Consider the following 23,421-nt stretch of genomic DNA (forward strand, 5'->3'; position numbering starts at 1 on the left):
CGGTAGCTGACGGTTCCACGCCGACCCGATCGGGTGGCCGGCCGCCCGGGTGGTGGTCCGGCGGCGCGCACGCCGCCGGACCACCCGTGTCCACCTCATACCCGCCGGACGACCACCGTCACCCGCTCGCCCTCGCCGACCTCACCGGCGAAACCGTCGGCGCCGTCGATCCCGTCGGCGAAGTCGATGGTCTCGGCCAGCACCTCCCGGGCCACGAAGTCGGCGTACGCGGAGACCGCCGCCCGGACCTCCTCGGAGGCCGACAGCGACACCACGATCCGGTCGGAGACGTCCAGGTCGGCGGCCCGGCGGGCCTGCTGCACCGCCCGGACCACGTCCCGGGCCAGCCCCTCGGCCGCGAGCTCCGGGGTGACCTCGGTGTCCAGTACGACCACGCCCTCGCCGCCGGGCAGCGGCGCGGAGTGCTCGGCGTCGGCGGCGACCAGACGCAGCTCGTACTCGCCCTCGGCGAGGGTGACCCCGGCGGCGACCGGGGCGCCGTCGACCAGCTCCCACTCCCCCGCCTTGACCGCCTTGATCACCTGCTGGACCGCCTTGCCGACCCGGGGACCGAGCGCCCGGGGCACCACGGTCAGCACCTGCTGGCAGTACGCGGACACCTCGTCGGTGAACTCCACCGCCTTCACGTTGACCTCGTCGGCGACCAGGTCGGCGAAGGGCCGGAGCTGGGCCGCGACCGGCGAGGCCACGGTCAGCTTCGGCAACGGCAGCCGGACCCGCAGCCCCTTCGCCTTGCGCAGCGACAGCGCCGCCGAGGCGACCGCGCGGACGGCGTCCATCGCGGCGACCAGCTCGTGGTCGGCCGGGAACTCCGTGGCCTCCGGCCAGTCGGTCAGGTGCACCGACCGCTCGCCGGTGAGGCCGCGCCAGATCTCCTCCGCGGTCAGCGGCGCCAGCGGCGCCACCACCCGGCAGAGCGTCTCCAGCACCGTCCACAGGGTGTCGAACGCCTCGGCGTCGCCGGACCAGAACCGGTCCCGGGAGCGGCGAACGTACCAGTTGGTCAGCGCGTCCAGGTAGGACCGGACGGTCGCGCAGGCGCCGGAGATGTCGTACGTCTCCATCTGCCCCTGGACGGTGGTGACCAGCTCGTTCGTCTTCGCCAGCACGTACCGGTCGAGCAGGTCGCCGGCGGCGGCTCCGCCGCCGCCAGTCGGCTCAGCGTCGGTCTTCCGCTTGGCCTTGTAGCCGTCCGCGTTGGCGTAGAGCGAGAAGAAGTACCAGACGTTCCAGAGCGGCAGCAGCACCTGCCGGACGGCGTCCCGGATGCCCGACTCGGTGACCGCCATGTCGCCGCCGCGCAGCACCGGCGAGGACATCAGCATCCAGCGCATCGCGTCCGACCCGTAAGCGTCGAAGACGTGGTACACGTCCGGGTAGTTGCGCAGGCTCTTGGACATCTTGCGTCCGTCGGAGCCGAGCAGGATGCCGTGGCTGAGGCAGTTGCGGAACGCCGGCCGGTCGAACAGCGCGGTGGCCAGCACGTGCATGGTGTAGAACCAGCCGCGGGTCTGTCCGATGTACTCGACGATGAAGTCGCCCGGGTAGTGGTGCTCGAACCAGTCGCGGTTCTCGAACGGGTAGTGCACCTGGGCGAACGGCATCGAGCCGGACTCGAACCAGCAGTCCAGCACCTCCGGCACCCGACGCATCATCGACTGGCCGGTCGGGTCGTCCGGGTTGGGCCGGACCAGGTCGTCCACCGCCGGCCGGTGCAGGTCGGTCAGGCGTACGCCGAAGTCCCGCTCGATCTCCTCCAGCGAGCCGTACACGTCGACCCGCGGGTAGGTCGGGTCGTCGGAGCGCCACACCGGGATCGGCGAGCCCCAGAACCGGTTCCGGCTGATCGACCAGTCGCGGGCGTTGGCCAGCCACTTGCCGAACGAGCCGTCCTTGATGTGCCCCGGGGTCCAGTTGATCTGCTGGTTCAGCTCGACCATCCGGTCCTTGAACCGCGTCACCGCGACGAACCACGACGACACCGCCTTGTAGACCAGCGGAGTGTCGCAGCGCCAGCAGTGCGGGTACGAGTGGGTGTAGGTGTCCTGCTTGAGCACCACCCCCCGCTCCTTGAGCTCCCGGATCACCGGCTTGTTGACGTCGAAGACCTGCTCGCCCTGGTACGGCGGGACCAGCGCGGTGAACCGGGTGTGGTCGTCCACGGTGACGATGGTGGGGATGCCGGCGGCGTTGCAGACGTTCTGGTCGTCCTCGCCGAAGGCCGGGGCCAGGTGGACGATCCCGGTGCCGTCCTCGGTGGTGACGAAGTCCGCGCCGAGCACCTGGTAGGCGTTCGGGCCGGCCTGCTCGACCAGGAAGTCGTAGAGCGGGGTGTAGCTGCGCCCGACCAGGTCACGGCCGTACACCGTGCCGACCTGCTCGTACCCCTCCAGCTCCTTGGCGTACGCGGCCAGCCGCGCCGAGCCGACGACGTGCCGCCGACCGTCGCGCTCCAGCACCGCGTACTCGATGTCCGGGCCGACGGCGAGCGCCAGGTTCGACGGCAGGGTCCACGGCGTGGTGGTCCAGACGCCGAGCTGCACCGGCCCGCGCACCAGCTCCGGCGCGCTCTCGTCCGGGGTCAGCTCGAACCACACCGACAGGGTCGGGTCGTGCCGGTCCCGGTAGACGTCGTCCATCCGGGTCTCGGTGTTCGACAGCGGCGTCTCGCAGCGCCAGCAGTACGCCAGCACCCGGAAGCCCTCGTAGACCAGACCCTTGTCGTGCAGGGTCTTGAAGGCCCACATGACGCTTTCCATGTAGTCCAGGTCGAGGGTCTTGTAGTCGTTGTCGAAGTCGACCCAGCGGGCCTGCCGGGTGACGTACCGCTCCCAGTCCTGGGTGAACTCCAGCACGGAGGTGCGGCAGGCCTCGTTGAACCGGGCCACGCCCAGGTCGAGGATCTCCGCCTTGCTGGTGATGCCGAGCTGCTTCTCGGCGACCACCTCGGCGGGCAGGCCGTGGCAGTCCCAGCCGAAGCGCCGCTCGACGTGCCGGCCGCGCATCGTCTGGTAGCGCGGCACCACGTCCTTGACGTAGCCGGTGAAGAGGTGGCCGTAGTGCGGCAGGCCGTTGGCGAACGGCGGGCCGTCGTAGAAGACGTACTCGTTCTTGCCGTCCGTCCCGGCGGGACGGGCCTCGACGCTGGCCTCGAAGGTATTGTCGGCCGTCCAGTGCTCCAGGACCCGGCGCTCGACCGCGGGCAGGTCCGGGCTCGCCGGGACACCGGCGGCGGTCGGGTCGTGCAACGGATAGGCCATCGGGGGTCGCTCTCCTCGCGCAGCTCACTTGTCGTGTGGTCTGCGAGGACGAGCCCTTTCCGGTACGCCGTCCGGCGTCCCGGGGCAGGCCCGCGGTACCACCCCGCTTGACGGTCAAGGTGCGACCGCCCGCTCGTTGGCCGGCTGTGACGGGCCGTCCCGTCCGGTTCTACTGGGCCGGTCTCCCGGCTGTTCTTCCGGAGGCTCGCCGGTGATGGCCGGGTCGTCGCCTGTGTGCCGACAAGCGTACTCGATCGGGAACGGAGATCGCCCGCGAGTAATCTCGGCGGGTGATCCGGATCGAGTTGGACGAGCCGACGCTGGCCCGTACCCGGATCGCGACCAGCCCGCTCTGGGAGGCCAAGTGCAGCCTCTACCTGCTCGACCGGTACCCGGACGAGGCGCCCTGGCCGTACACCGGCTGGGCCCGGCACGCCCGTAGGGTGCTCGCCGAGCTGCCCGCGGCGGCCCCGGCGAGGCTCTACGCGCAGACCGGCCCCTGGTACCCGGACTTCCTCGGCCCGGTGCCGCCCACCGCCAGCCCCACGATCGAGGAGGAGCTGGCGGCGTTGCGCGCCACGCCGGCCGAGGTGATCGCCGAGCAGATCCCGCGCTACCACCGCGCCGACGACCTGCCCGGCTGGCTGCGCCCGTTCGTCACCGACCGGCAGGCGGCCCTGGACCGGCTCGCCGACGGCATCCAGGCGTACTGGGACGCGGCGATCGCGCCCTGGTGGCCGGCGATGCGCGCCGCCCTGGACGAGGAGGTGCTGCACCGGGCCCGGGCGCTCGCCGCCGACGGCCCCGACGCGCTCCTGGCCGACCTGCACGAGCGGGTGCGCTGGGACAAGCCGGTGCTGACCCTGGTCAAGCCGAGCGAACGGCGCTTCGCCGCGGTCGACCAGCGGCTGCTGCTGATCCCGTTGATCTTCTCCCGGGGCGCGCTGACCCACTCCACCGACCATCCCGAGGTCATCGCGGTCTCGTACCAGGCCCGGGGGGCGGTCCTGCTCGCCGACCGGCCAGCGCCCGGCACCCCGCCCGCGACAACCGACCGGTTGGCGGTCCTGGTGGGGCGCGGCCGGGCCCAGGTGCTGCGCGCACTCACCCGCCCGGCCACCACCGCCGGGCTCGCCGCCACCCTGGGGCTCGCCCCGAGCACCGTCTCCGAGCACCTCGCCGCGCTGCTCAGCGCCGGGGTGGTGCACCGCCGCCGGGTCGGCCGGCGGGTGCTGTACGGCCTGGAGCCGGCCGGCGTCGCCCTGGTCAGCCTGATCGGCGCGGACCCGGCGACCGCCTCCGCCTGAGGATTCGGCCAGCGCCGAATTCGTTTCCCCGCCCCGCGCCGACTCCCTACATTCCCCGGCATGAGCGAGTACGCGATCGAGGCGGCCGGGCTGCGCCGCACCTACCGCAGCCGAACGGGATGGCTACGACCCCAGCGCCGGGAGGTGGAAGCGGTCCGCGGCGTCGACCTGACGGTCGGCAACGGGGAGCTGTTCGGGCTGCTCGGGCCGAACGGCGCGGGCAAGACCACCACCATCAAGCTGCTGAACACGCTGCTCATCCCGACCGCCGGCACCGCCCGGATCTGCGGTCACGACGTGGTGGCCGAGACCCGGGAGGTACGCCGGCGGATCGGGTACGTCTTCGGCGGCGACCGGGGCCTCTACGACCGGCTCTCCGCCCGGGACAACCTGCGCTACTTCGCCGAGCTGTACGGCGTGCCCGGACGGGAGCAGAAGCGGCGGATCGCCGAGCTGCTGGAGCTGGTCCGCCTCACCGGCCGGGAGGACGAGCGGGTGGAGGGCTACTCCCGGGGCATGCGGCAGCGGCTGCACATCGCCCGCGGCCTGCTCCACCGCCCCCAGGTGCTCTTCCTCGACGAGCCGTCGATCGGGGTGGACCCGGTGGCCGCCCGGGAGCTGCGGCAGACCGTCGCCGACCTCGCCGCCACCGGCACCACCGTGCTGCTGACCACGCACTACATGGCCGAGGCGGACGAGCTCTGCGGCCGGATCGCGGTGATCGCGAACGGCGCCATCCAGGCGCTGGGCACCCCGGCGGAGCTGCGGCACCACGCCGACGGCCGGCAGGTGCTGGAGGTCGAGGCGTACGGGGCGACCGATGCCCAGCTCGCCACGATCCACGCCCTGCCCGGGGTACGTGAGGCGAGCGTGACGGTCACCGGCGCGGCGCAGATGCTGACCGTGCAGTCCGACGCGGGGGTGGACGTGCAGGCCGACGTGCTGCGCGAGCTGGACGGGGTCCGGCTGGGCCGGGTCACCGCCCGGCAGCCCACCCTGGAGGACGCGTACGTGGCGATCGTCAACCGGGTCGCCGCGCAGGCCCGCCCGGTCGAGGCGGTGGCCGCGTGAGGACGCTGCGGATGATCGCGGTGGGCGCGCTGCTGCACGCCAAGCAGCTCAGCCGCTCCCCGTTCGAGATCGCCACCGCGCTGATCGTGCCGGTGGTGCAGGCGACCCTGGCGGTCTACCTGTTCCGGGCCGGCGGCGAGCCGGGCCGGCTGCTGGAGGCGGCGGTCGGAGCGGGCCTGATGGGGGTCTGGTCGTCGGTGCTCTTCGGCTCCGGCGGCGCGATCCAGGGGCAGCGCTGGCAGGGCACCCTGGAGATGATCATGCTGGCGCCCCGCCCGCCGGCGCTGGTGATCCTGCCGATCACCCTGGCCACCGCGCTCACCGGCACGTACGCCATGCTCGCCACCCTGCTCTGGGGCCGGGTGCTCTACGGCATCCCGCTGGACTTCGCGCACCCCCTGCTCTTCCTGGTCGCGGTCCCCGGCTGCGTGCTCGGCCTGGGCATGTTCGGTCTGCTGCTCGCCTCCACGTTCGTGCTGATGCGCAACGCCAACGCGCTGACCAACACGCTGGAGTACCCGATCTGGCTGGTCTCCGGGATGCTGGTGCCGCTCACCGTGCTGCCCGCCTGGACCGGACCGATCGCCGCCGTGCTGCCGACCACCTGGGGTGCCCGGGCGGTCCGCGAGGCGGCCACCGGCGGCCCGGTCTGGCCCTCGCTCGGCATCTGCCTGGCGATCAGCCTCGGCTGCCTGGCCGCCGGGGCACTGATGATGACCCACGTCGAGCGACGGGCCCGCGCCGCGGCGACCCTCGCCCTGGCCTGAGGAGACGACGATGACGGCACTCTTCCGGCTGATCGGTGTGGGCGGCGTGATCGCCTACCGGGCCCTGTTCAACTGGACCACCCCGGCGATGTTCATCGGCTCGCTGTTGGTCGGCCCGATCTTCCAGCTGCTCTTCTTCGCCTACCTGGGCCGCCAGCTCGGCGTCGCCGACGACCGGTTCTACATCGTCGGCAACGCGGTGCTCGCCGCCTCGCTCTCCTGCGTCTTCGGCGGGACGATGGCGGTGGCCAACGAGCGGCGCTTCGGCACCCTCGGCCACGTGCTGCTCTCGCCGCGCAGCCGCACCGCCGTCTTCCTCGGCCGGGCCCTCCCGTACGCCGGCAACGGCCTGCTGATCGCGGTGAGCACGCTCACCGTCGGCTCGCTCCTGCTCGGCCTGCGGATGCCCGTCGACGCCCTGCCCGGGCTGCTGCTGACCCTGGCGGTGGGCTCGCTGGCCTGCGGCTTCTTCGGCCTCACCCTGGGCGCGGTCGGGCTGCGGTTCCGGGACGTCTGGGTGGTCTCCAACGTCTCGGTGGCGCTGCTGCTTCTGCTCACCGGGGTGAACGTCCCCGCCGCCGGGCTGCCGCCCTGGATGCGCGCGGTCGGCGAGGTGCTCCCCATCACCCATGCCGCCCAGGCGGCCCGCCGCCTGGTGGCGGGCGAGGGCTTCGCGGCGGCCGCCCCGGCGCTCGCCGCCGAACTCGCCGTCGGCGTCGGCTACGCCCTCCTCGCCGCCGTGCTCCTGAAGGTCTTCGAGGCCGAAAGCCGCCGCCGCGCCTCCCTCGACACCCTCTGACCCCCCACCCCCCACCCCCCGCCCCCCGCGCCCACCCCGGTGATCATGAAGTTGTTGTCGCCGACCACGGCGTGTCGTGACAACAACTTCATGATCAACCGAGGGGGCCGGGGGCGCGGGGCGGATGGTGGGGCGGGGGTCAGGGGGTGGGGGCGGGGAGGGTGGTGGTCCAGAGGGAGACGCCGTCGCGGTCGCGGAGGTGCACGGTGAGGGCGCCGGACGCACCGTCGATGGCGACCTCGCCGAAGTGCTGGAAGCCCTCCGCCGGCGAGGTGTTGGCCCGGGGCGGGGCGTGGGTGAAGACGGCCTGCGGGCCGAACGTGCCGTCCAGGGCGTTCGGGCCGAACGCGCCCGCGTGGGCCGGGCCGGAGACGAACTCCCAGAACGGGGTGAAGTCCCGCACCGCCGCCCGCGCCGGGTCGTAGTGGTGCGCCGCGGTGTAGTGCACGTCGGCGGTGAGGAAGACGATGCCGGTCACGCCGGCCCGGTGGGCTTCGCGGAGCACCTCGGCGAACTCCAGCTCACGGCCGGCCGGCGCGCCCGGATCCCCCTGCGCCACGCCCTCCTGGGCGCCCGGCCCGTCGGGCACGACCAGGCCGAGCGGGAGGTCGTTCGCGATCACCTTCCAGGTCGCCCGCGACCGGCGCAGCTCCCGGATCAGCCACTGCCGCTGCTCCCGTCCGAGCAGGCCCCGGGTCCCGTCGGCGTACGTGTTGCCGTCGTTCGGGTCCTTGTACGTCCGCATGTCGAGGACGAAGACGTCCAGCAGCGGCCCGTACGACATCCGCCGGTACATCGGCCCGCCGGCCGGGACGGGCAGCCACTCGTGGAACGCCTGCCGGGCCCGGGCGGCCAGCACATCCACCCGCCGCTCGGTGTAGCGGGCATCGTCGAGGATCTCCCCCGGGTACCAGTTGTTGAGCACCTCGTGGTCGTCCCACTGGTTGACCTGCGGCACCTCGGCGGCGAACGCCCGCAGGTGCTCGTCGAGCAGGTTGTAGGCGAACTGCCCCCGGTACTCGGTCAGCGTCTCGGCGACCTTGCTCTTCTCCGGCGTGACCAGGTTGCGCCAGATCCGGCCTTCGGGCAGCGACACGCTCTCGGCGAGCGGGCCGTCGGCGTACACCGTGTCGCCGCTGCACAGGAAGAAGTCCGGCCGGACGGCGCGCATCGCCCGGAAGATGGTCATCCCGTCGAAGTCCGGGCTGATCCCCCAGCCCTGCCCGGCGATGTCGCCGGTCCAGACGAACCGCACGTCCCGGCGGTCGCGCCGGGCCGGCGCGGTGGTGAGCTCCCCGACCAGCGGCTCGCTGGCCACGCCGGGCCGGTCCAGGTCGGCCACCCGCACCCGGTAGTGCAGCCGCTCGCCTGGCGGCAGGCCGCGCAGCCGCAGCCGGCCGGTGAAGTCCGTCGACGGGTCCAGCACCGGGCCACGCAGCAGCCGGGCGCCGCGCAGGTCGGGGCGGCGGCTCACCTCGACGACCATCCGGCCGGGCCGGTCGGCGCGGGTCCAGACCAGCGCCGACCCGGCGGTCACGTCGCCGCTCTGCACGCCGTGGGTGAGCACCGGCCGGCCGGACGGGCGCCAGGCCGGCGCGGCGCCGGCCGGGCCACCGCCGAGGAGGCCACCGCCGGCCAGTCCGGCGCCCGTCGCCAGTCCGGCGCGCAGCAGGGTACGTCGATCGAGAGCAGTCATCTGTCCCCCTCCGATGGAAGTCGGTCACCAGTGGTCTACCGGGCACAGATGAGGTGTTCCGGCGGTCCGGGTGGCCGGCGCGGGAACCGCGGTTGACCACTGGTGGACCGCCGGGGCATGACCACCGTCACAGCCGTCCGCTGTCACGTCGGCGCCGCGGTCTCCCGTCGTACGCGTGTAGCCGTTATCGAGGGAGGCCGGAAATGAGTCGGATCGACATGGCGGCCGTGGCGCCGCAGGCGTACCAGGCGGTGTTCGGGCTGGAGAAGTACGTCCAGGCCAACGTGGACCACACGGTGCTGGAGCTGGTGAAGCTGCGGGCGTCGATGCTCAACGGCTGCGCCTTCTGCGTGGACATGCACAGTCGGGACGCGCTCGCCGCGGGCGAGTCGAGCCGTCGGCTCTTCGCGGTCGCCACCTGGCGGGAGGCGCCGTTCTTCGACGAGCGGGAGCGGACCGCGCTGGCGCTGACCGACGCGGTCACCCGGCTCGGCGAGCACGGCGTGCCGGACGAGGTCTGGGACGCCGCCGCCAAGGTGTGGTCGGAGAAGGAGCTGGCGGATCTGGTCGTCGCGATCGCCACAATCAACGTGTGGAACCGGATCGGGGTGACCAGCCACGCCCAGCCGCCGACGGAGGTGTGACCGGCACCGCGGCGGCGCAGGCGGCCGGTGCGCTCCAGGCGCACCGGCCGATGCTGCTCGGGCTGGCGTACCGGCTGCTGGGCAGCCTGCACGACGCGGAGGACGTGCTCCAGGAGGCGTACCTGCGCTGGCTCGGTGTCGACCGGGAGTCGGTCACCGAGCCGCGCCGGTACCTGTCCCGGGTGGTGACCCGGCTGGCGCTGGACCGGCTGCGGGCCCGGCAGGCCGCCCGGGAGACGTACGTCGGGCCGTGGCTGCCCGAGCCGGTGCCGACCGGGCCGGCGGAGCCGCTCGGGCCGCTGGACCGCGCCGAGCTGCGGGACTCCGTGTCGATCGCGCTGCTGCACCTGCTGGAACGGCTCACCCCGCCGGAGCGCGCGGTCTACGTGCTGCACACCGCCTTCGACCTGCCGTACGCGGAGATCGGCGACATCCTGGACCGCTCGGCGGCCGACTGCCGGCAGCTGCACCACCGGGCGGCGGCCCGGATCGCCGACGGCCGGCGGCGCTTCACCGCCGGCCCGGCCGAGCAGCGCCGGCTGCTGGACGCCTTCCTGGCCGCCGCCCGCGACGGCGACCTGGCCCGGCTGACCGAGCTGGTGGCGTCCGACGCGGTCTCCTGGAACGACGGGGGCGGCGCCGTCCGTGCGGCGCGCAACCCGGTGCGCGGCGCGGACCGGATCGCCCGCTTCTTCGCCGGCCTCTACGGCCGGGGACGCCCCATCGAGGCGGCCCCTGCCGAGCTCAACGGCGGGCCGGCGCTGGTGCTCCGCTGGCCCGACGGGACCCGCTACACGCTGGCCATCGCGGCCGCGGACGGCCGGATCACCGACCTCTACCTGGTCGGCAACCCGGCGAAGCTGTCCCGGCTGACCGGCTGAGCACACGGGACGGCCCCGACCCCCGGGTCCAGGGGCGGGGCCGACGGCCTCAGGCCAGCTCGGGGAACCAGAGGGCGAGCTCGCGCTTGGCGCTGTCGGTCGAGTCGGAGGCGTGCACCAGGTTCTCCCGGTTGGAGAGGGAGAGGTCGCCCCGGATGGTGCCGGCGGCGGCCTTGCGGCCGTCGGTGCTGCCGAGCATGCCGCGCACCACCTCGATCACCTGGTCGCCGGAGAGCACCACGGCAACCAGCGGGCCGCCGGTCATGAAGGCCTTCAGCGGCGGGTAGAACGGCTTGTCGACGTGCTCGGCGTAGTGCTGGTCGGCGAAGTCGCCGTCCATCGTCCGCGTCACCATCGCGTCGATCCGCAGGCCCTTGCGCTCGAAGCGGGACACGATCTCGCCGACCAGACCACGGCGGACCGCGTCGGGCTTGATCAGTACGAGCGTGCGCTCGTCCGGGCTGCTGCTGGACACGCTGGTTTCCTCCTGTGCGCGGAAGCCGGTCTGGCTGGGTAGGTTCAGCCTAGCGACCCGGTCCCGGCGTCGGCGCGGCGGCTGCTCTTCCCCTCGGTCGCCGATCCGGCCTAGCCTGGCCCTAGACCCCTGGGAGGTCCACTGTGGCGAACGGCGGGAACCGATCCATCGCGCCGGTGCGCAAGCTGATCGCCGCGGTGCTCGGCACCGTGGCGACCTTCGTCGTGCTGTTCGGGCTGGGGATGACGAGCTGGGCCATCGTGGCCCTCGGCGTCGCGCTGCTGGTGCTGGCGATCGCCCTGGCCACGGTGCGTGGAGGCGGGCGCACCTGGGTGGTCGGCGTCGGGCACGTGCACAGCGCCTCCGAGCCCCCCACCCAGTACGCCTTTGGCCGCTGCGAACTCCAGCTGGTGATCGACGCCCCCGGGCTGCCGCCCCGCTCCAAGAAGATCATCGAGCCCCGGGTGCCGGTCGCCAAGTGGCCGTCGCTGGGTCAGCCGCTGCCGATCCGGGTCGCCCTGGACGACCAGCGGCACGTCCGCGTCCTCTGGGACGAGGTGCCCACCCACGCCGAGACGGCCGCCGCGACGGGGGACCTCCCGCCGGAGTACGCAGGCCCCGACCCGGTCGACGAGGTGCTGATCGCGCAGGAGGCGCCGCCGTGGGCCGACCGGGCCCCGGAGGACGACTTCCGCGACGACTTCCGCGACGACTTCCCACCCGCGCCGGATCCGCTCCTCGACGACGTCACCGTGCTGCCCGAGGAGCGCGAACCGGTGGTGGTGCACCAGCGCCCGGGCGGCCAGGTGGTGCTGGAGGGCACCGTGGTCGAGCAGCCGATGGCCGGGCCGCTGCCCCGCCGGGCGACCCCGGCGCCGCGCCCGCCCGCCGAGGAACGGTTCGACGCGACGGTCGAGGTGGACCCGATCGACGTGCCGCTGGACGATCCGGCGGCGGAGGCGCCCCCGACCGCGGAGGAGCTGGACGAGGCGATCTTCGGCTACGCGGGCGACGAGGCCGCCGAGGTGGCCGCACCGATCAGCGGCATCGGCATCACCCTGCTCGTGACCGACCTGACGAGGTCGCTGGAGTTCTACCGGGACCTCGGCTTCGACGAGGTGGACCGGGGCTCCGGCAATGCCGTCCTCGCCTCCGGCGCCACCCGCCTCGTGCTGCGGGAGGTCACCGGAGCGGCCCCGATCAGCCGGCGGCTGGTTCACGTCAACCTCGAGGTCGACGACATCCAGGCCGCGTACGAGCGGCTGCGCGGCTCCGGCGTCCGCTTCACGTACGCCCCGCGGGTGGTCAACCGGGGCGCGAAGCTGGAGGTGTGGGCGGCGGCGTTCCGCGACCCGGACGGCCACGGCATCGCCCTCACCCAGTGGCGCACCCTCGCCGACGTCTGACGACCGGCCAGGCGCCGTCGGGCGCCCGGCCCGCGGCTCAGCCGAGGATGACCCGGCGGACGTGCAGGGCGTACGCCCACACCAGGGCGAAGATGACGCCCAGCACCAGCAGCGACCAGTGCAGCAGGCCCGAGAGCATCAGCAGGCCCTGGAGTGCGGTGCCGGCGTGCCAGGCCCACGGCCGGCCCATCCGGCCGGCGAGCACGACACAGGCCACGGCCAGGGCCACGATCGCCGCGATGGCGGCGCCGCCGAGGTCCCCGCCGACCACCCGGATCGGCTGGATGGCGAGCAGCAGCACCAGGGCCTCCAGTGCCAGCGTGCCGGCGCCGAGCCCCCGTACCGCCTTCTCCGGATTGCGCAGCCCGGACCGCCGCGCCCCCGGCCCACCAGCCACCGGACCGCTGCCGGCATCCTCCGGCCCCGGTCCGGCGGCCGCCGGCGCCGAGTCCGCCCGCCCGGGGCGGTCGGCCGTCGCGTCGGCCCGCGGTCCGGCGTCCGGCCGCGGTACGACCTCCTCGGGGCGCTCCCCCACCGGGCCGGTCATCGCTTCAGCAGCCGGCGGGCGTCGGCGACGGTCACCACCGACCCGGTGATCAGCACGCCGACCCCGGACAGCTCGCCGGGCACGTCGGACTCGGCCTCGGCGATGGCCGCCTCGATGGCGTCCGGCATCTCCTCGGCGACCTCCACCCGCTCCGGCCCGAAGAACTCCCGGGCCAGCTCGGCGAGCTCGTCGACCGGCATCGCGCGGGGCGAGCTGTTGCCGGTGACCACCAGCGAGTCGAGCACCGGCTCCAGCAGCTCCAGCAGGCCGGCGGCGTCCTTGTCGCCGAGCACGGCGAGCACGCCGACCAGCTTGCTGAACGCGAACTCCTCCTGCAGCGCGGTGACCGTGGCGGCCATCCCGTGCGGGTTGTGCGCGCCGTCGAGCAGGACCGTCGGGGCGGTGCGGACCTTCTCCAGCCGGCCGGGCGAGCTGGTCGCGGCGAAGCCCTCCCGGACGGCCTCGATGTCGAGCTGCCGCCGGGCGCCGGCGCCCAGGAACGCCTCGACGGCGGCGAGCGCCACGGCGGCGTTCTGTGCCTGGTGGGCGCCGTGCAGCGGGATGAAGATCTCGTCGTAGACGCCGCCGAGGCCCTGGATGGTGAGCACCTGGCCGCCGACGGCGACCACCCGGCCCAGCACGCCGAACTCGGCGCCCTCCCGCGCGACGGTGGCGCCCACCTCGGCGCAGCGCTCCAGGATCGGCCGGGCGGCCTCCTCCTCCTGCGCGGCGCAGATGACGGTCGCGCCGGAGTGGATGATGCCGGCCTTGTGCAGCGCGATGTCCTCGATGGTGTCGCCGAGCCACTCGGTGTGGTCCAGCCCGATCGGGGTGAGCACGGCCACCCCGGCCTGGATCACGTTGGTGGCGTCCTCGGCGCCGCCGAGCCCGACCTCGACCACGGCGACGTCGACCGGCGCGTCGGCGAACGTGGCGAACGCCAACGCGGTGGTCAGGTCGAAGTAGGTCAGCGGCTCGGCGGAGCGCTGGTCGACCAGCTCGGCCAGCGGCTCCACCTCCCGGTACGTGGCGACGAAGCGCTCCTCGCTGACCGGCTCCCCGTCCAGGCTGATCCGCTCCCGGACGGTCTCCAGGTGCGGGCTGGTGTAGCGACCGGTGTGCAGGCCGAAGGCCCGCAGCAGCGAGTCGATCATCCGGGCCGTCGAGGTCTTCCCGTTGGTCCCGGTCAGGTGGATCGACGGGTACGCCCGCTGCGGACTGCCGAGCAGGTCGAGCAGCATCTCGATGCGGTCCAGCTCGAAGTGCATGCGGGTGAATCCGCGAGCCGCCAGGGCGGCGTCGACGGCGGCGAATTCGGTGCGGTCGGTCACGAGGGCAGCACCTCCAGGGCAGCGTCGATCCGGATAAGGTCGGCCTCGGCCACGGCGAGCCGTTCGCGGATCTTGGCCACCACCGGCTCCGGGGCCTTCCCGACGAAGGCCGGGTTGTCCAGCTTCGCCCGCGCCTGCGCGGCCTCCTTCTCGGCGGCCGCCCGGTCCTTGGTGAGCCGGGCCCGCTCGGCGGCCACGTCGATCGAGCCACGGGTGTCCAGCGCGACGCTGACCTCCCCCGGCATGGCGAGCGTGGCACTGGCCTGGAAGTCCTCGGCGGGCGCGTCCAGCCGGACCAGCGACCGGATCAGCGACTCGTGCGCGGCGATACCCGCCGGCGCGAGGCCGTCCAGCCGGGCCGCGACCCGCTGCGTCGGCCGCAGCCCCTGGTCCGACCGGAACCGGCGGATCTCGGTCACCACCCGCTGGAGGGTGCCGACCTCGACTTCCGCGGCGTCGTCGATCAGCGTACGGTCGGCCACCGGCCAGGCGGCGGTGAGCACCGTCTCGCCGCCGGTCAACGCGCTCCACAGCTCGTCGGTGACGAACGGGATCACCGGGTGCAGCAGCCGCAGCAGCTGGTCCAGCACGTGCCCGAGCACGCGCCGGGTGGCGTCGGCGGCCGGGCCGCCCTCGGCGAGCACCGGCTTGCTCAGCTCCACGTACCAGTCGCAGACGTCGTCCCAGGCGAAGTGGTACAGCAGGTCGCAGACCTTCGCGAACTCGTACGCCTCGAACTGCTCGTCCACCTCGGCGGTGACGTGCGCCAGCCGGGAGAGGATCCACCGGTCGACGGTCGACAGCGTCGCGGGCTCCGGCAGCGGCCCGTCGGTGTGCGCGCCGTTCAGCTGCGCGAACCGGGTGGCGTTCCAGAGCTTGTTGCAGAAGTTGCGGGAGCCCTGGCACCACTCCTCGCTGACCGGCACGTCCTGCCCGGGGTTGGCGCCCCGGGCGAGGGTGAACCGGGTGGCGTCGGCGCCGAAGCGGCCGATCCAGTCCAGCGGGTCGACCACGTTGCCGAACGACTTCGACATCTTCTTGCCGTGCTCGTCGCGGACCATGCCGTGCAGCGCCACCACGTCGAACGGCTGGACGCCGTCCATCGCGTACAGGCCGAACATCATCATCCGGGCGACCCAGAAGAAGAGGATGTCGTACCCGGTGACCAGCACACTGGTCGGGTAGAACTTCGCCAGGTCCGGGGTCTGCTCGGGCCAGCCCAGGGTGGAGAACGGCCACAGGCCGCTGGAGAACCAGGTGTCGAGGACGTCCTCGTCCTGGCGCCAGCCCTCGCCGGTGGGCGGCTGCTCATCGGGGCCGACGCAGACGATCTCGCCGCCCGGGCCGTACCAGACCGGGATCCGGTGGCCCCACCAGAGCTGCCGGGAGATGCACCAGTCGTGCATGTTGTCGACCCAGGCGAAGTACCGCTTGGCCAGCTCGGCCGGCTCGATCTTGACCCGGCCGTCGCGCACCGCGTCACCGGCCGCCTTTGCCAGCGGGGCGGTGTTGACGAACCACTGCAGCGACAGTCGCGGCTCGACGGTGGTCTTGCACCGGGAGCAGTGCCCCACGGCGTGCACGTACGGCCGCTTCTCGGCCACGATCCGGCCCTGCTCGCGCAGCGCGGCGACGATCGCCGGGCGGGCCTCGTACCGGTCCAGGCCCTGGAACGGGCCATGCGCGGTGATGATGCCCCGCTCGTCCATGATCGTCAGCGCGGGCAGGTCGTGCCGCTGGCCGATCTCGAAGTCGTTGGGGTCGTGCGCCGGGGTCACCTTCACCATGCCGGTGCCGAAGCTCGGATCGACGTGCTCGTCGGCGACGATCGGGATCCGCCGGTCGGTGAGCGGCACGGCGACCTCGGTGCCGATCAGGTGCCGGTACCGCTCGTCGTCGGGGTGCACCGCCACCGCGGTGTCGCCGAGCATCGTCTCCGCCCGGGTGGTGGCCACCACGACGTCGTCGCTGTAGCGGATGGAGATGAGCTCACCCTCGTCGTCGGTGTGCTCCACCTCGATGTCGGACAGGGCGGTCAGGCAGCGCGGGCACCAGTTGATGATCCGGTTGGCCCGGTAGATGAGGCCGTCGTCGAAGAGCTTCTTGAACATGGTCTGCACGGCCCGGGACAGGCCCTCGTCCATGGTGAAGCGCTCACGGTCCCAGTCGACGGCGTCGCCGAGCCGGCGCATCTGGCCGAGGATCGCGCCGCCGGACTCGGCCTTCCACTGCCAGACCCGCTCGACGAACTTCTCCCGGCCGAGGTCGTGCCGGGACAGCCCCTCGGTGGCGAGCTGCCGCTCGACCAGGTTCTGGGTGGCGATGCCGGCGTGGTCCATGCCGGGCAGCCAGAGCGCCTCGAAGCCCTGCATCTTCTTCCGCCGGGTGAGGGCGTCCATCAGCGTGTGCTCGAACGCGTGGCCCATGTGCAGCGAGCCGGTGACGTTCGGGGGCGGGATGACGATGGTGAAGGGGGGCTTGTCGCTCTCCGCCGACGCCCGGAAGTGGCCGGCGGCTACCCACTGCTCGTACCGTCGCTGCTCTACCTCGCCGGGCTGGTACTGGCCGGCAAGGGTCGGGGCGTCGGGGCGTCGGGCATCCAGTCTCTCGGTCACCCTGAAAGTCTACGGAGCGCTTCGGCGGACCCGACGTGCGCCACCTGTTGTTCGCGTACGGTGGCGAACATGTCCGACGCACATCTCACCGAGCGTCTGCTCGGCGACGGGCCCGAGCCGGTCGACCTGACCGACGAGCCGATCCAGCTGAGCCGCCGCGACCCGGAGAACGACCCCGAGCGGGGCCGTACGCCCTCCCGCCGCCGGCGGATGGTGCTCGCCGTCGCGCTGGTCGCCGGCTTGGCGGGGATCGGTGCGCTCGGCGCCGGCGGCTGGCGGGTGCTGCAGCAGAAGGACACCGACCTCTCCACCCCGGCGAAGGTGGCCGGGCTCACCCGCGACGACAGCGAGCGGGCCCGCAGCACCGCGGACTACCTGCGCAGCGGCTTCGCCGCCGACATCGAACTGGATCGCAGCTTCGGCACGGTCTACAGCGACCCGGCGGACGCCAAGCGGGTGGTGCTCGTCTTCGGCGGCACCACGCTGCTCTGGCAGCCCGAGCGGGACCTGGACAGCCTCTTCGGCCTGATGGCCGACGAGACCGGCAAGGTGACCGGCCTGCGCGAGGTGTCCGCCGGCCGGCTGGGCGGCGTGATGAAGTGCGGGGTCACCGGCGGCGACGGCGGCGACTTCACCGTGTGCGGGTGGGCCGACCACGGCAGCGTGGTGATGGCGATGTTCCCGGGGCGCTCCGTCGACGAGGCCGCCGGCCTGTTCCGCCAGCTCCGCGAGGGCATCCAGAGCCGCTGACCGGTCCCGGGGCACGGCGCGGGTCGCCCGCGGCGGGCCGCCGCTCGCCCGTGAACCGGGCCCGGGAAACGGGTCGGAAACGCAGATGAGGCCACCCCGAAGGGTGACCTCATCTGGAAAGATTGTCCGGCGGCGTCCTACTCTCCCACACCCTCCCGAGTGCAGTACCATCGGCGCTGGAGGGCTTAGCTTCCGGGTTCGGAATGTGACCGGGCGTTTCCCCTCCGCCATGACCGCCGTAACTCTATCGACATGTCAAACAACACCACCACAGTGGTCTGTTGTTCGTTTGTCGGGAGTTGCACAGTGGACGCGTAGCTTCTTTGTAGTCAAGTCCTCGGCCTATTAGTACCGGTCAACTGAACCCGTTACCGGGCTTACATTTCCGGCCTATCAACCCAGTCGTCTAGCTGGGGGCCTTACCCACCCGAAGGTGGTGGGATACCTCATCTTGAAGCGAGCTTCCCGCTTAGATGCTTTCAGCGGTTATCCCTTCCGAACGTAGCTAACCAGCCGTGCCCCTGGCGGGACAACTGGCACACCAGAGGTTCGTCCGTCCCGGTCCTCTCGTACTAGGGACAGCCCTTCTCAAGTATCCTACGCGCACGGCGGATAGGGACCGAACTGTCTCACGACGTTCTAAACCCAGCTCGCGTACCGCTTTAATGGGCGAACAGCCCAACCCTTGGGACCTGCTACAGCCCCAGGATGCGACGAGCCGACATCGAGGTGCCAAACCATCCCGTCGATATGGACTCTTGGGGAAGATCAGCCTGTTATCCCCGGGGTACCTTTTATCCGTTGAGCGACACCGCTTCCACATGCCAGTGCCGGATCACTAGTCCCGACTTTCGTCCCTGCTCGACCTGTCAGTCTCACAGTCAAGCTCCCTTGTGCACTTGCACTCAACACCTGATTGCCAACCAGGCTGAGGGAACCTTTGGGCGCCTCCGTTACCCTTTAGGAGGCAACCGCCCCAGTTAAACTACCCACCAGACACTGTCCCTGAACCGGATAACGGTCCGAAGTTAGATACCCAAATCAACCAGAGTGGTATTTCAAGATTGCCTCCACCCATACTGGCGTATGAGCTTCACCGGCTCCCACCTATCCTACACAAGCTAATTCGGATACCAATGTCAAGCTATAGTAAAGGTCCCGGGGTCTTTCCGTCCTGCCGCGCGTAACGAGCATCTTTACTCGTAATGCAATTTCGCCGGGCCTGTGGTTGAGACAGTGGGGAAGTCGTTACGCCATTCGTGCAGGTCGGAACTTACCCGACAAGGAATTTCGCTACCTTAGGATGGTTATAGTTACCACCGCCGTTTACTGGCGCTTAAGTTCTCCGCTTCGCCCCGAAGAGCTAACAGGTCCCCTTAACGTTCCAGCACCGGGCAGGCGTCAGTCCATATACATCGAATTACTTCTTCGCATGGACCTGTGTTTTTAGTAAACAGTCGCTTCCCCCTGCTCTCTGCGGCCATACAACGCTCCACCCGCGTGGGGTTTCACGTCTCCGGCCCCCCTTCTCCCTAAGTTACGGGGGCAATTTGCCGAGTTCCTTAACCACAGTTCGCCCGATCGCCTCGGTATTCTCTACCTGACCACCTGTGTCGGTTTGGGGTACGGGCCGCTAAGAACTCGCTAGAGGCTTTTCTCGGCAGCATAGGATCACTGACTTCACCTGAATCGGCTCGGCATCACGTCTCAGCCTTTATGCACCACGGATTTGCCTATGGTGCGGCCTACACGCTTACCCCGGCACAACCACCGGCCGGGATCAGCTACCTTCCTGCGTCACCCCATCGCTTGACTACTACCCGTCAGGTTCCCACGCTCCCCAACATTGACCCGAAGGTCGCCGCCGGTTTGGGTGGTTAGCACAACGAGGTTCGTCAGGGTCGCTCTTTCGCGGGTACGGGAATATCAACCCGTTGTCCATCGACTACGCCTCTCGGCCTCGCCTTAGGTCCCGACTCACCCAGGGCGGATTAGCCTGGCCCTGGAACCCTTGGTCATCCGGCGGAAGGGTTTCTCACCCTTCTTTCGCTACTCATGCCTGCATTCTCACTCGTGCCGCGTCCACAGCTGGGTCACCCCGCTGCTTCACCCCCGGCACGACGCTCCCCTACCCATCCACACACCTGCACAAGGAATCAAGTCCAAGCGAGGTTGAAATGTGAATGCCACAGCTTCGGCGGTGTGCTTGAGCCCCGCTACATTGTCGGCGCGGAACCACTTGACCAGTGAGCTATTACGCACTCTTTAAAGGGTGGCTGCTTCTAAGCCAACCTCCTGGTTGTCTGTGCGACCCCACATCCTTTTCCACTTAGCACACGCTTAGGGGCCTTAGCTGGTGATCTGGGCTGTTTCCCTCTCGACTACGAAGCTTATCCCCCGCAGTCTCACTGCCGCGCTCTCACTTACCGGCATTCGGAGTTTGGCTGATTTCGGTAAGCTTGTGGGCCCCCTAGACCATCCAGTGCTCTACCTCCGGCAAGAAACACGCGACGCTGCACCTAAATGCATTTCGGGGAGAACCAGCTATCACGGAGTTTGATTGGCCTTTCACCCCTAACCACAGGTCATCCCCCAACTTTTCAACGTTGGTGGGTTCGGCCCTCCACGCGGTCTTACCCGCGCTTCAGCCTGCCCATGGCTAGATCACTCCGCTTCGGGTCTAGGACACGCGACTGAATCGCCCTATTCAGACTCGCTTTCGCTACGGCTCCCCCACACGGGTTAACCTCGCCACGTGCCACTAACTCGCAGGCTCATTCTTCAAAAGGCACGCCGTCACCCCGCAAGGCTCCGACGGATTGTAGGCGAACGGTTTCAGGTACTATTTCACTCCCCTCCCGGGGTACTTTTCACCATTCCCTCACGGTACTCGTCCGCTATCGGTCACCAGGAAGTATTTAGGCTTACCAGGTGGTCCTGGCAGATTCACGGCAGATTTCAGGGGTCCGCCGCTACTCGGGAACACTCACAGGAGGCCAGCCACTTTCACCTACCGGACTTTCACCGCCTACGGTCAGCCATTCCAGACTGTTCGGCTAGCAACTGGCTTTGTAACTCCTCCGACAATTGTCAGCTTGTCGAGCAAGGTCCCACAACCCCGACCACGCAACCCCTGACAGGTATCACACGCAGCCGGTTTAGCCTCAATCCGCTTTCGCTCGCCACTACTCACGGAATCACTATTTGTTTTCTCTTCCTACGGGTACTGAGATGTTTCACTTCCCCGCGTTCCCTCCATACACCCTATGTGTTCAGGTGCAGGTGACACCACATGACTGGTGCCGGGTTTCCCCATTCGGACACCCTGGGATCACAGCTTGGTTGACAGCTCCCCCAGGCCTATCGCGGCCTCCCACGTCCTTCATCGGCTCCTGGTGCCAAGGCATTCACCGTTCGCCCTTGACAACTTGACCACAAAGATGCTCGCGTCCACTGTGCAATTCTCAACAAACGACCAACCCACAACCCGATCCGCCCCACACCAAACCCGACAACCGCCGGCGGTATGCGAGGCCAGGCCATGCCTGGCAGCCCGCGAAGCTCACGCTCCGCTCAAAGGCTCCGAAAGAAACAACCACAGGTTGTTCTTTCAGGACCCAACAGGGTGCTTTACATCCTCCCCCAGCCGCACCAGGACTTCGTTCCACACCACCGAAGTGGCCGTACTAGAAGGAACCCGGCCGTTGCCGAGGAAAGACTAACCAGTGTCTCCGCCATTGAGCACCCCGACCCGACATTCGCGGGCCGCGGGCTCCTTGCACCCTTTCGGGTGAAGGTGCTCCTTAGAAAGGAGGTGATCCAGCCGCACCTTCCGGTACGGCTACCTTGTTACGACTTCGTCCCAATCGCCAGCCCCACCTTCGACGGCTCCCTCCCTTACGGGTTGGGCCACCGGCTTCGGGTGTTGCCGACTTTCGTGACGTGACGGGCGGTGTGTACAAGGCCCGGGAACGTATTCACCGCAGCGTTGCTGATCTGCGATTACTAGCGACTCCGACTTCACGGGGTCGAGTTGCAGACCCCGATCCGAACTGAGACCGGCTTTTTGGGATTCGCTCCACCTCGCGGTATCGCAGCCCATTGTACCGGCCATTGTAGCATGCGTGAAGCCCTGGACATAAGGGGCATGATGACTTGACGTCATCCCCACCTTCCTCCGAGTTGACCCCGGCAGTCTTCGATGAGTCCCCGCCATAACGCGCTGGCAACATCGAACGAGGGTTGCGCTCGTTGCGGGACTTAACCCAACATCTCACGACACGAGCTGACGACAGCCATGCACCACCTGTGACCGCCCCCGAAGGACCCGACATCTCTGCCGGTTTTGCGGCCATGTCAAACCCAGGTAAGGTTCTTCGCGTTGCATCGAATTAATCCGCATGCTCCGCCGCTTGTGCGGGCCCCCGTCAATTCCTTTGAGTTTTAGCCTTGCGGCCGTACTCCCCAGGCGGGGCGCTTAATGCGTTAGCTGCGGCACAGGAAACCGGAGAGGTCCCCCACACCTAGCGCCCAACGTTTACAGCGTGGACTACCAGGGTATCTAATCCTGTTCGCTCCCCACGCTTTCGCTCCTCAGCGTCAGTATCGGCCCAGAGACCTGCCTTCGCCATCGGTGTTCCTCCTGATATCTGCGCATTTCACCGCTACACCAGGAATTCCAGTCTCCCCTACCGAACTCTAGCCTGCCCGTATCGACTGCAGGCCCGCGGTTGAGCCGCGGGTTTTCACAGTCGACGCGACAAGCCGCCTACGAGCTCTTTACGCCCAATAATTCCGGACAACGCTCGCACCCTACGTCTTACCGCGGCTGCTGGCACGTAGTTGGCCGGTGCTTCTTCTGCAGGTACCGTCACTCTCGCTTCGTCCCTGCTGAAAGAGGTTTACAACCCGAAGGCCGTCATCCCTCACGCGGCGTCGCTGCATCAGGCTTCCGCCCATTGTGCAATATTCCCCACTGCTGCCTCCCGTAGGAGTCTGGGCCGTGTCTCAGTCCCAGTGTGGCCGGTCGCCCTCTCAGGCCGGCTACCCGTCGTCGCCTTGGTAGGCCATCACCCCACCAACAAGCTGATAGGCCGCGAGCCCATCCCAGGCCGAAAAACTTTCCACCACCAGCCATGCAGCCGGTGGTCCTATTCGGTATTAGCCCCGGTTTCCCGGGGTTATCCCAAAGCCTAGGGCAGGTTGCTCACGTGTTACTCACCCGTTCGCCGCTCGAGTACCCCGAAGGGCCTTTCCGCTCGACTTGCATGTGTTAAGCACGCCGCCAGCGTTCGTCCTGAGCCAGGATCAAACTCTCCAACAAAAACTTGTTGAAACAGTCATCCCGGCAACAAAAAGTGTTGCCAAAGGAATCCAAACCAGCAAACCCCTCCCGAAGAAAGGACTGCCAGTCCGGGGTATAAATCAATTTGGCACTGGCTTATCAAGCACCCTGTTGAGTTCTCAAAGAACAACCACACACCATCCGGAAGCTCTACTCTGTAGAACCCCCGTCCGGGGCAACCTCTCTAACTTACCCGGTCCGATCTTCGTTGTCAACCTCGTGTCCGAGGAGATCAACTTGGTTCGGTCCGATCCACGCTGACGCACGCCGTACCCGGCGGTCGTTTCTGTCGTGGGAAGCGGCAGACCGGCCGATCGCCGCTCTCGCGGCCACCCGCCCGGCTCCCTGCCGGCTTTCGAACTTTACCCGGCCGGCTCCGCGATCGCAACTCCGTGTTGCTCGGAGTCTCTCGCACCGCCCGAATCCTCAGTCTCGCTCGGCGTCTCCGCCACGAGCCTGGTGCCCGCTCTCGACCGGTTTGTCCGGCCTCCCGCGTGCAGAGAGAAA

Annotated in this window: 14 protein-coding genes and 3 rRNA genes; 8 read left to right on the top strand and 9 right to left on the bottom strand. The window is 69.6% G+C overall.

Features of this window, described 5'->3' with window-relative positions:
- Nucleotides 1–95 precede the first annotated feature (95 nt).
- Entirely contained in the window at nt 96–3,281 is a 3,186-nt protein-coding gene (ileS, locus tag EV384_RS31650) for an isoleucine--tRNA ligase (protein WP_130339168.1), read from the bottom strand.
- A gap of 290 nt (nt 3,282–3,571) precedes the next feature.
- Here ileS and EV384_RS31655 point away from each other — a divergent pair, with 290 nt between their 5' ends.
- The 4 genes from EV384_RS31655 to EV384_RS31670 are packed head-to-tail and all read left to right on the top strand — an operon-like array spanning nt 3,572 to nt 7,225.
- Nucleotides 3,572–4,588, top strand: a complete 1,017-nt coding sequence (locus tag EV384_RS31655) for an ArsR family transcriptional regulator (RefSeq protein WP_130339170.1) — start codon at nt 3,572–3,574, stop codon at nt 4,586–4,588.
- A 60-nt stretch (nt 4,589–4,648) separates the two neighbouring features.
- A complete protein-coding gene (locus tag EV384_RS31660) occupies nt 4,649–5,659 on the top strand; it encodes an ABC transporter ATP-binding protein (RefSeq protein ID WP_130339172.1) in 1,011 nt (336 codons plus the stop codon).
- Complete coding sequence (locus EV384_RS31665; protein ID WP_242624386.1) at nt 5,656–6,426, top strand: ABC transporter permease; 771 nt, start codon at nt 5,656–5,658, stop codon at nt 6,424–6,426. The genes EV384_RS31660 and EV384_RS31665 overlap by 4 nt, the downstream gene beginning before the upstream one ends.
- A 10-nt stretch (nt 6,427–6,436) precedes the next feature.
- On the top strand, nt 6,437–7,225 hold the full coding sequence (locus EV384_RS31670) for an ABC transporter permease (protein ID WP_130339174.1): 789 nt from the start codon (nt 6,437–6,439) through the stop codon (nt 7,223–7,225).
- 139 nt (nt 7,226–7,364) lie between these two features.
- Here the strand turns inward: EV384_RS31670 and EV384_RS31675 are convergent, their stop codons facing one another.
- Nucleotides 7,365–8,921, bottom strand: coding sequence for an alkaline phosphatase D family protein (locus tag EV384_RS31675; RefSeq protein ID WP_130339176.1), 1,557 nt, complete (start codon nt 8,919–8,921; stop codon nt 7,365–7,367).
- Between the two features lie 203 nt (nt 8,922–9,124).
- Between EV384_RS31675 and EV384_RS31680 the strand changes: the two genes are divergently transcribed.
- A complete protein-coding gene (locus EV384_RS31680) occupies nt 9,125–9,565 on the top strand; it encodes a carboxymuconolactone decarboxylase family protein (protein ID WP_130339178.1) in 441 nt (146 codons plus the stop codon).
- Complete coding sequence (gene sigJ, locus EV384_RS31685; RefSeq protein ID WP_242624387.1) at nt 9,562–10,446, top strand: RNA polymerase sigma factor SigJ; 885 nt, start codon at nt 9,562–9,564, stop codon at nt 10,444–10,446. The genes EV384_RS31680 and sigJ overlap by 4 nt, the downstream gene beginning before the upstream one ends.
- Nucleotides 10,447–10,495: 49 nt before the next feature.
- Here sigJ and ndk read toward each other — a convergent pair whose 3' ends face one another.
- Nucleotides 10,496–10,921, bottom strand: a complete 426-nt coding sequence (gene ndk / locus EV384_RS31690) for a nucleoside-diphosphate kinase (protein WP_130339180.1) — start codon at nt 10,919–10,921, stop codon at nt 10,496–10,498.
- A 143-nt stretch (nt 10,922–11,064) separates the two neighbouring features.
- On the opposite strand from ndk, the gene EV384_RS31695 reads away from it, so the two are divergent.
- Entirely contained in the window at nt 11,065–12,327 is a 1,263-nt protein-coding gene (locus EV384_RS31695) for a VOC family protein (protein ID WP_130339182.1), read from the top strand.
- 37 nt (nt 12,328–12,364) lie between these two features.
- Here the strand turns inward: EV384_RS31695 and EV384_RS31700 are convergent, their stop codons facing one another.
- From EV384_RS31700 to EV384_RS31710, 3 genes are read right to left on the bottom strand one after another with little or no spacing between them, the layout of a single operon-like run.
- On the bottom strand, nt 12,365–12,874 hold the full coding sequence (locus EV384_RS31700; protein WP_242624388.1) for a DUF4233 domain-containing protein: 510 nt from the start codon (nt 12,872–12,874) through the stop codon (nt 12,365–12,367).
- Nucleotides 12,871–14,205, bottom strand: a complete 1,335-nt coding sequence (locus EV384_RS31705; protein WP_130339184.1) for a bifunctional folylpolyglutamate synthase/dihydrofolate synthase — start codon at nt 14,203–14,205, stop codon at nt 12,871–12,873. The genes EV384_RS31700 and EV384_RS31705 overlap by 4 nt, the downstream gene beginning before the upstream one ends.
- Entirely contained in the window at nt 14,202–16,820 is a 2,619-nt protein-coding gene (locus EV384_RS31710) for a valine--tRNA ligase (protein ID WP_130339186.1), read from the bottom strand. Before EV384_RS31710 ends, EV384_RS31705 begins: the two co-directional genes overlap by 4 nt.
- Before the next feature lie 69 nt (nt 16,821–16,889).
- On the opposite strand from EV384_RS31710, the gene EV384_RS31715 reads away from it, so the two are divergent.
- Nucleotides 16,890–17,570, top strand: coding sequence for a hypothetical protein (locus tag EV384_RS31715; RefSeq protein WP_130339188.1), 681 nt, complete (start codon nt 16,890–16,892; stop codon nt 17,568–17,570).
- A 124-nt stretch (nt 17,571–17,694) separates the two neighbouring features.
- On the opposite strand, the gene rrf is transcribed toward EV384_RS31715, so the two are convergent.
- From rrf to EV384_RS31730, 3 genes are all read right to left on the bottom strand, one after another.
- A 5S ribosomal RNA gene (gene rrf / locus EV384_RS31720) occupies nt 17,695–17,811 on the bottom strand.
- Between the two features lie 84 nt (nt 17,812–17,895).
- A 23S ribosomal RNA gene (locus tag EV384_RS31725) occupies nt 17,896–21,004 on the bottom strand.
- A 373-nt stretch (nt 21,005–21,377) separates the two neighbouring features.
- Nucleotides 21,378–22,893, bottom strand: a 16S ribosomal RNA gene (locus EV384_RS31730).
- Together the 16S, 23S and 5S rRNA genes form the textbook arrangement of a ribosomal RNA operon.
- Nucleotides 22,894–23,421: the final 528 nt, after the last annotated feature.

This window comes from Micromonospora kangleipakensis, from assembly GCF_004217615.1.
GTDB classification, from domain to species: domain Bacteria; phylum Actinomycetota; class Actinomycetes; order Mycobacteriales; family Micromonosporaceae; genus Micromonospora; species Micromonospora kangleipakensis.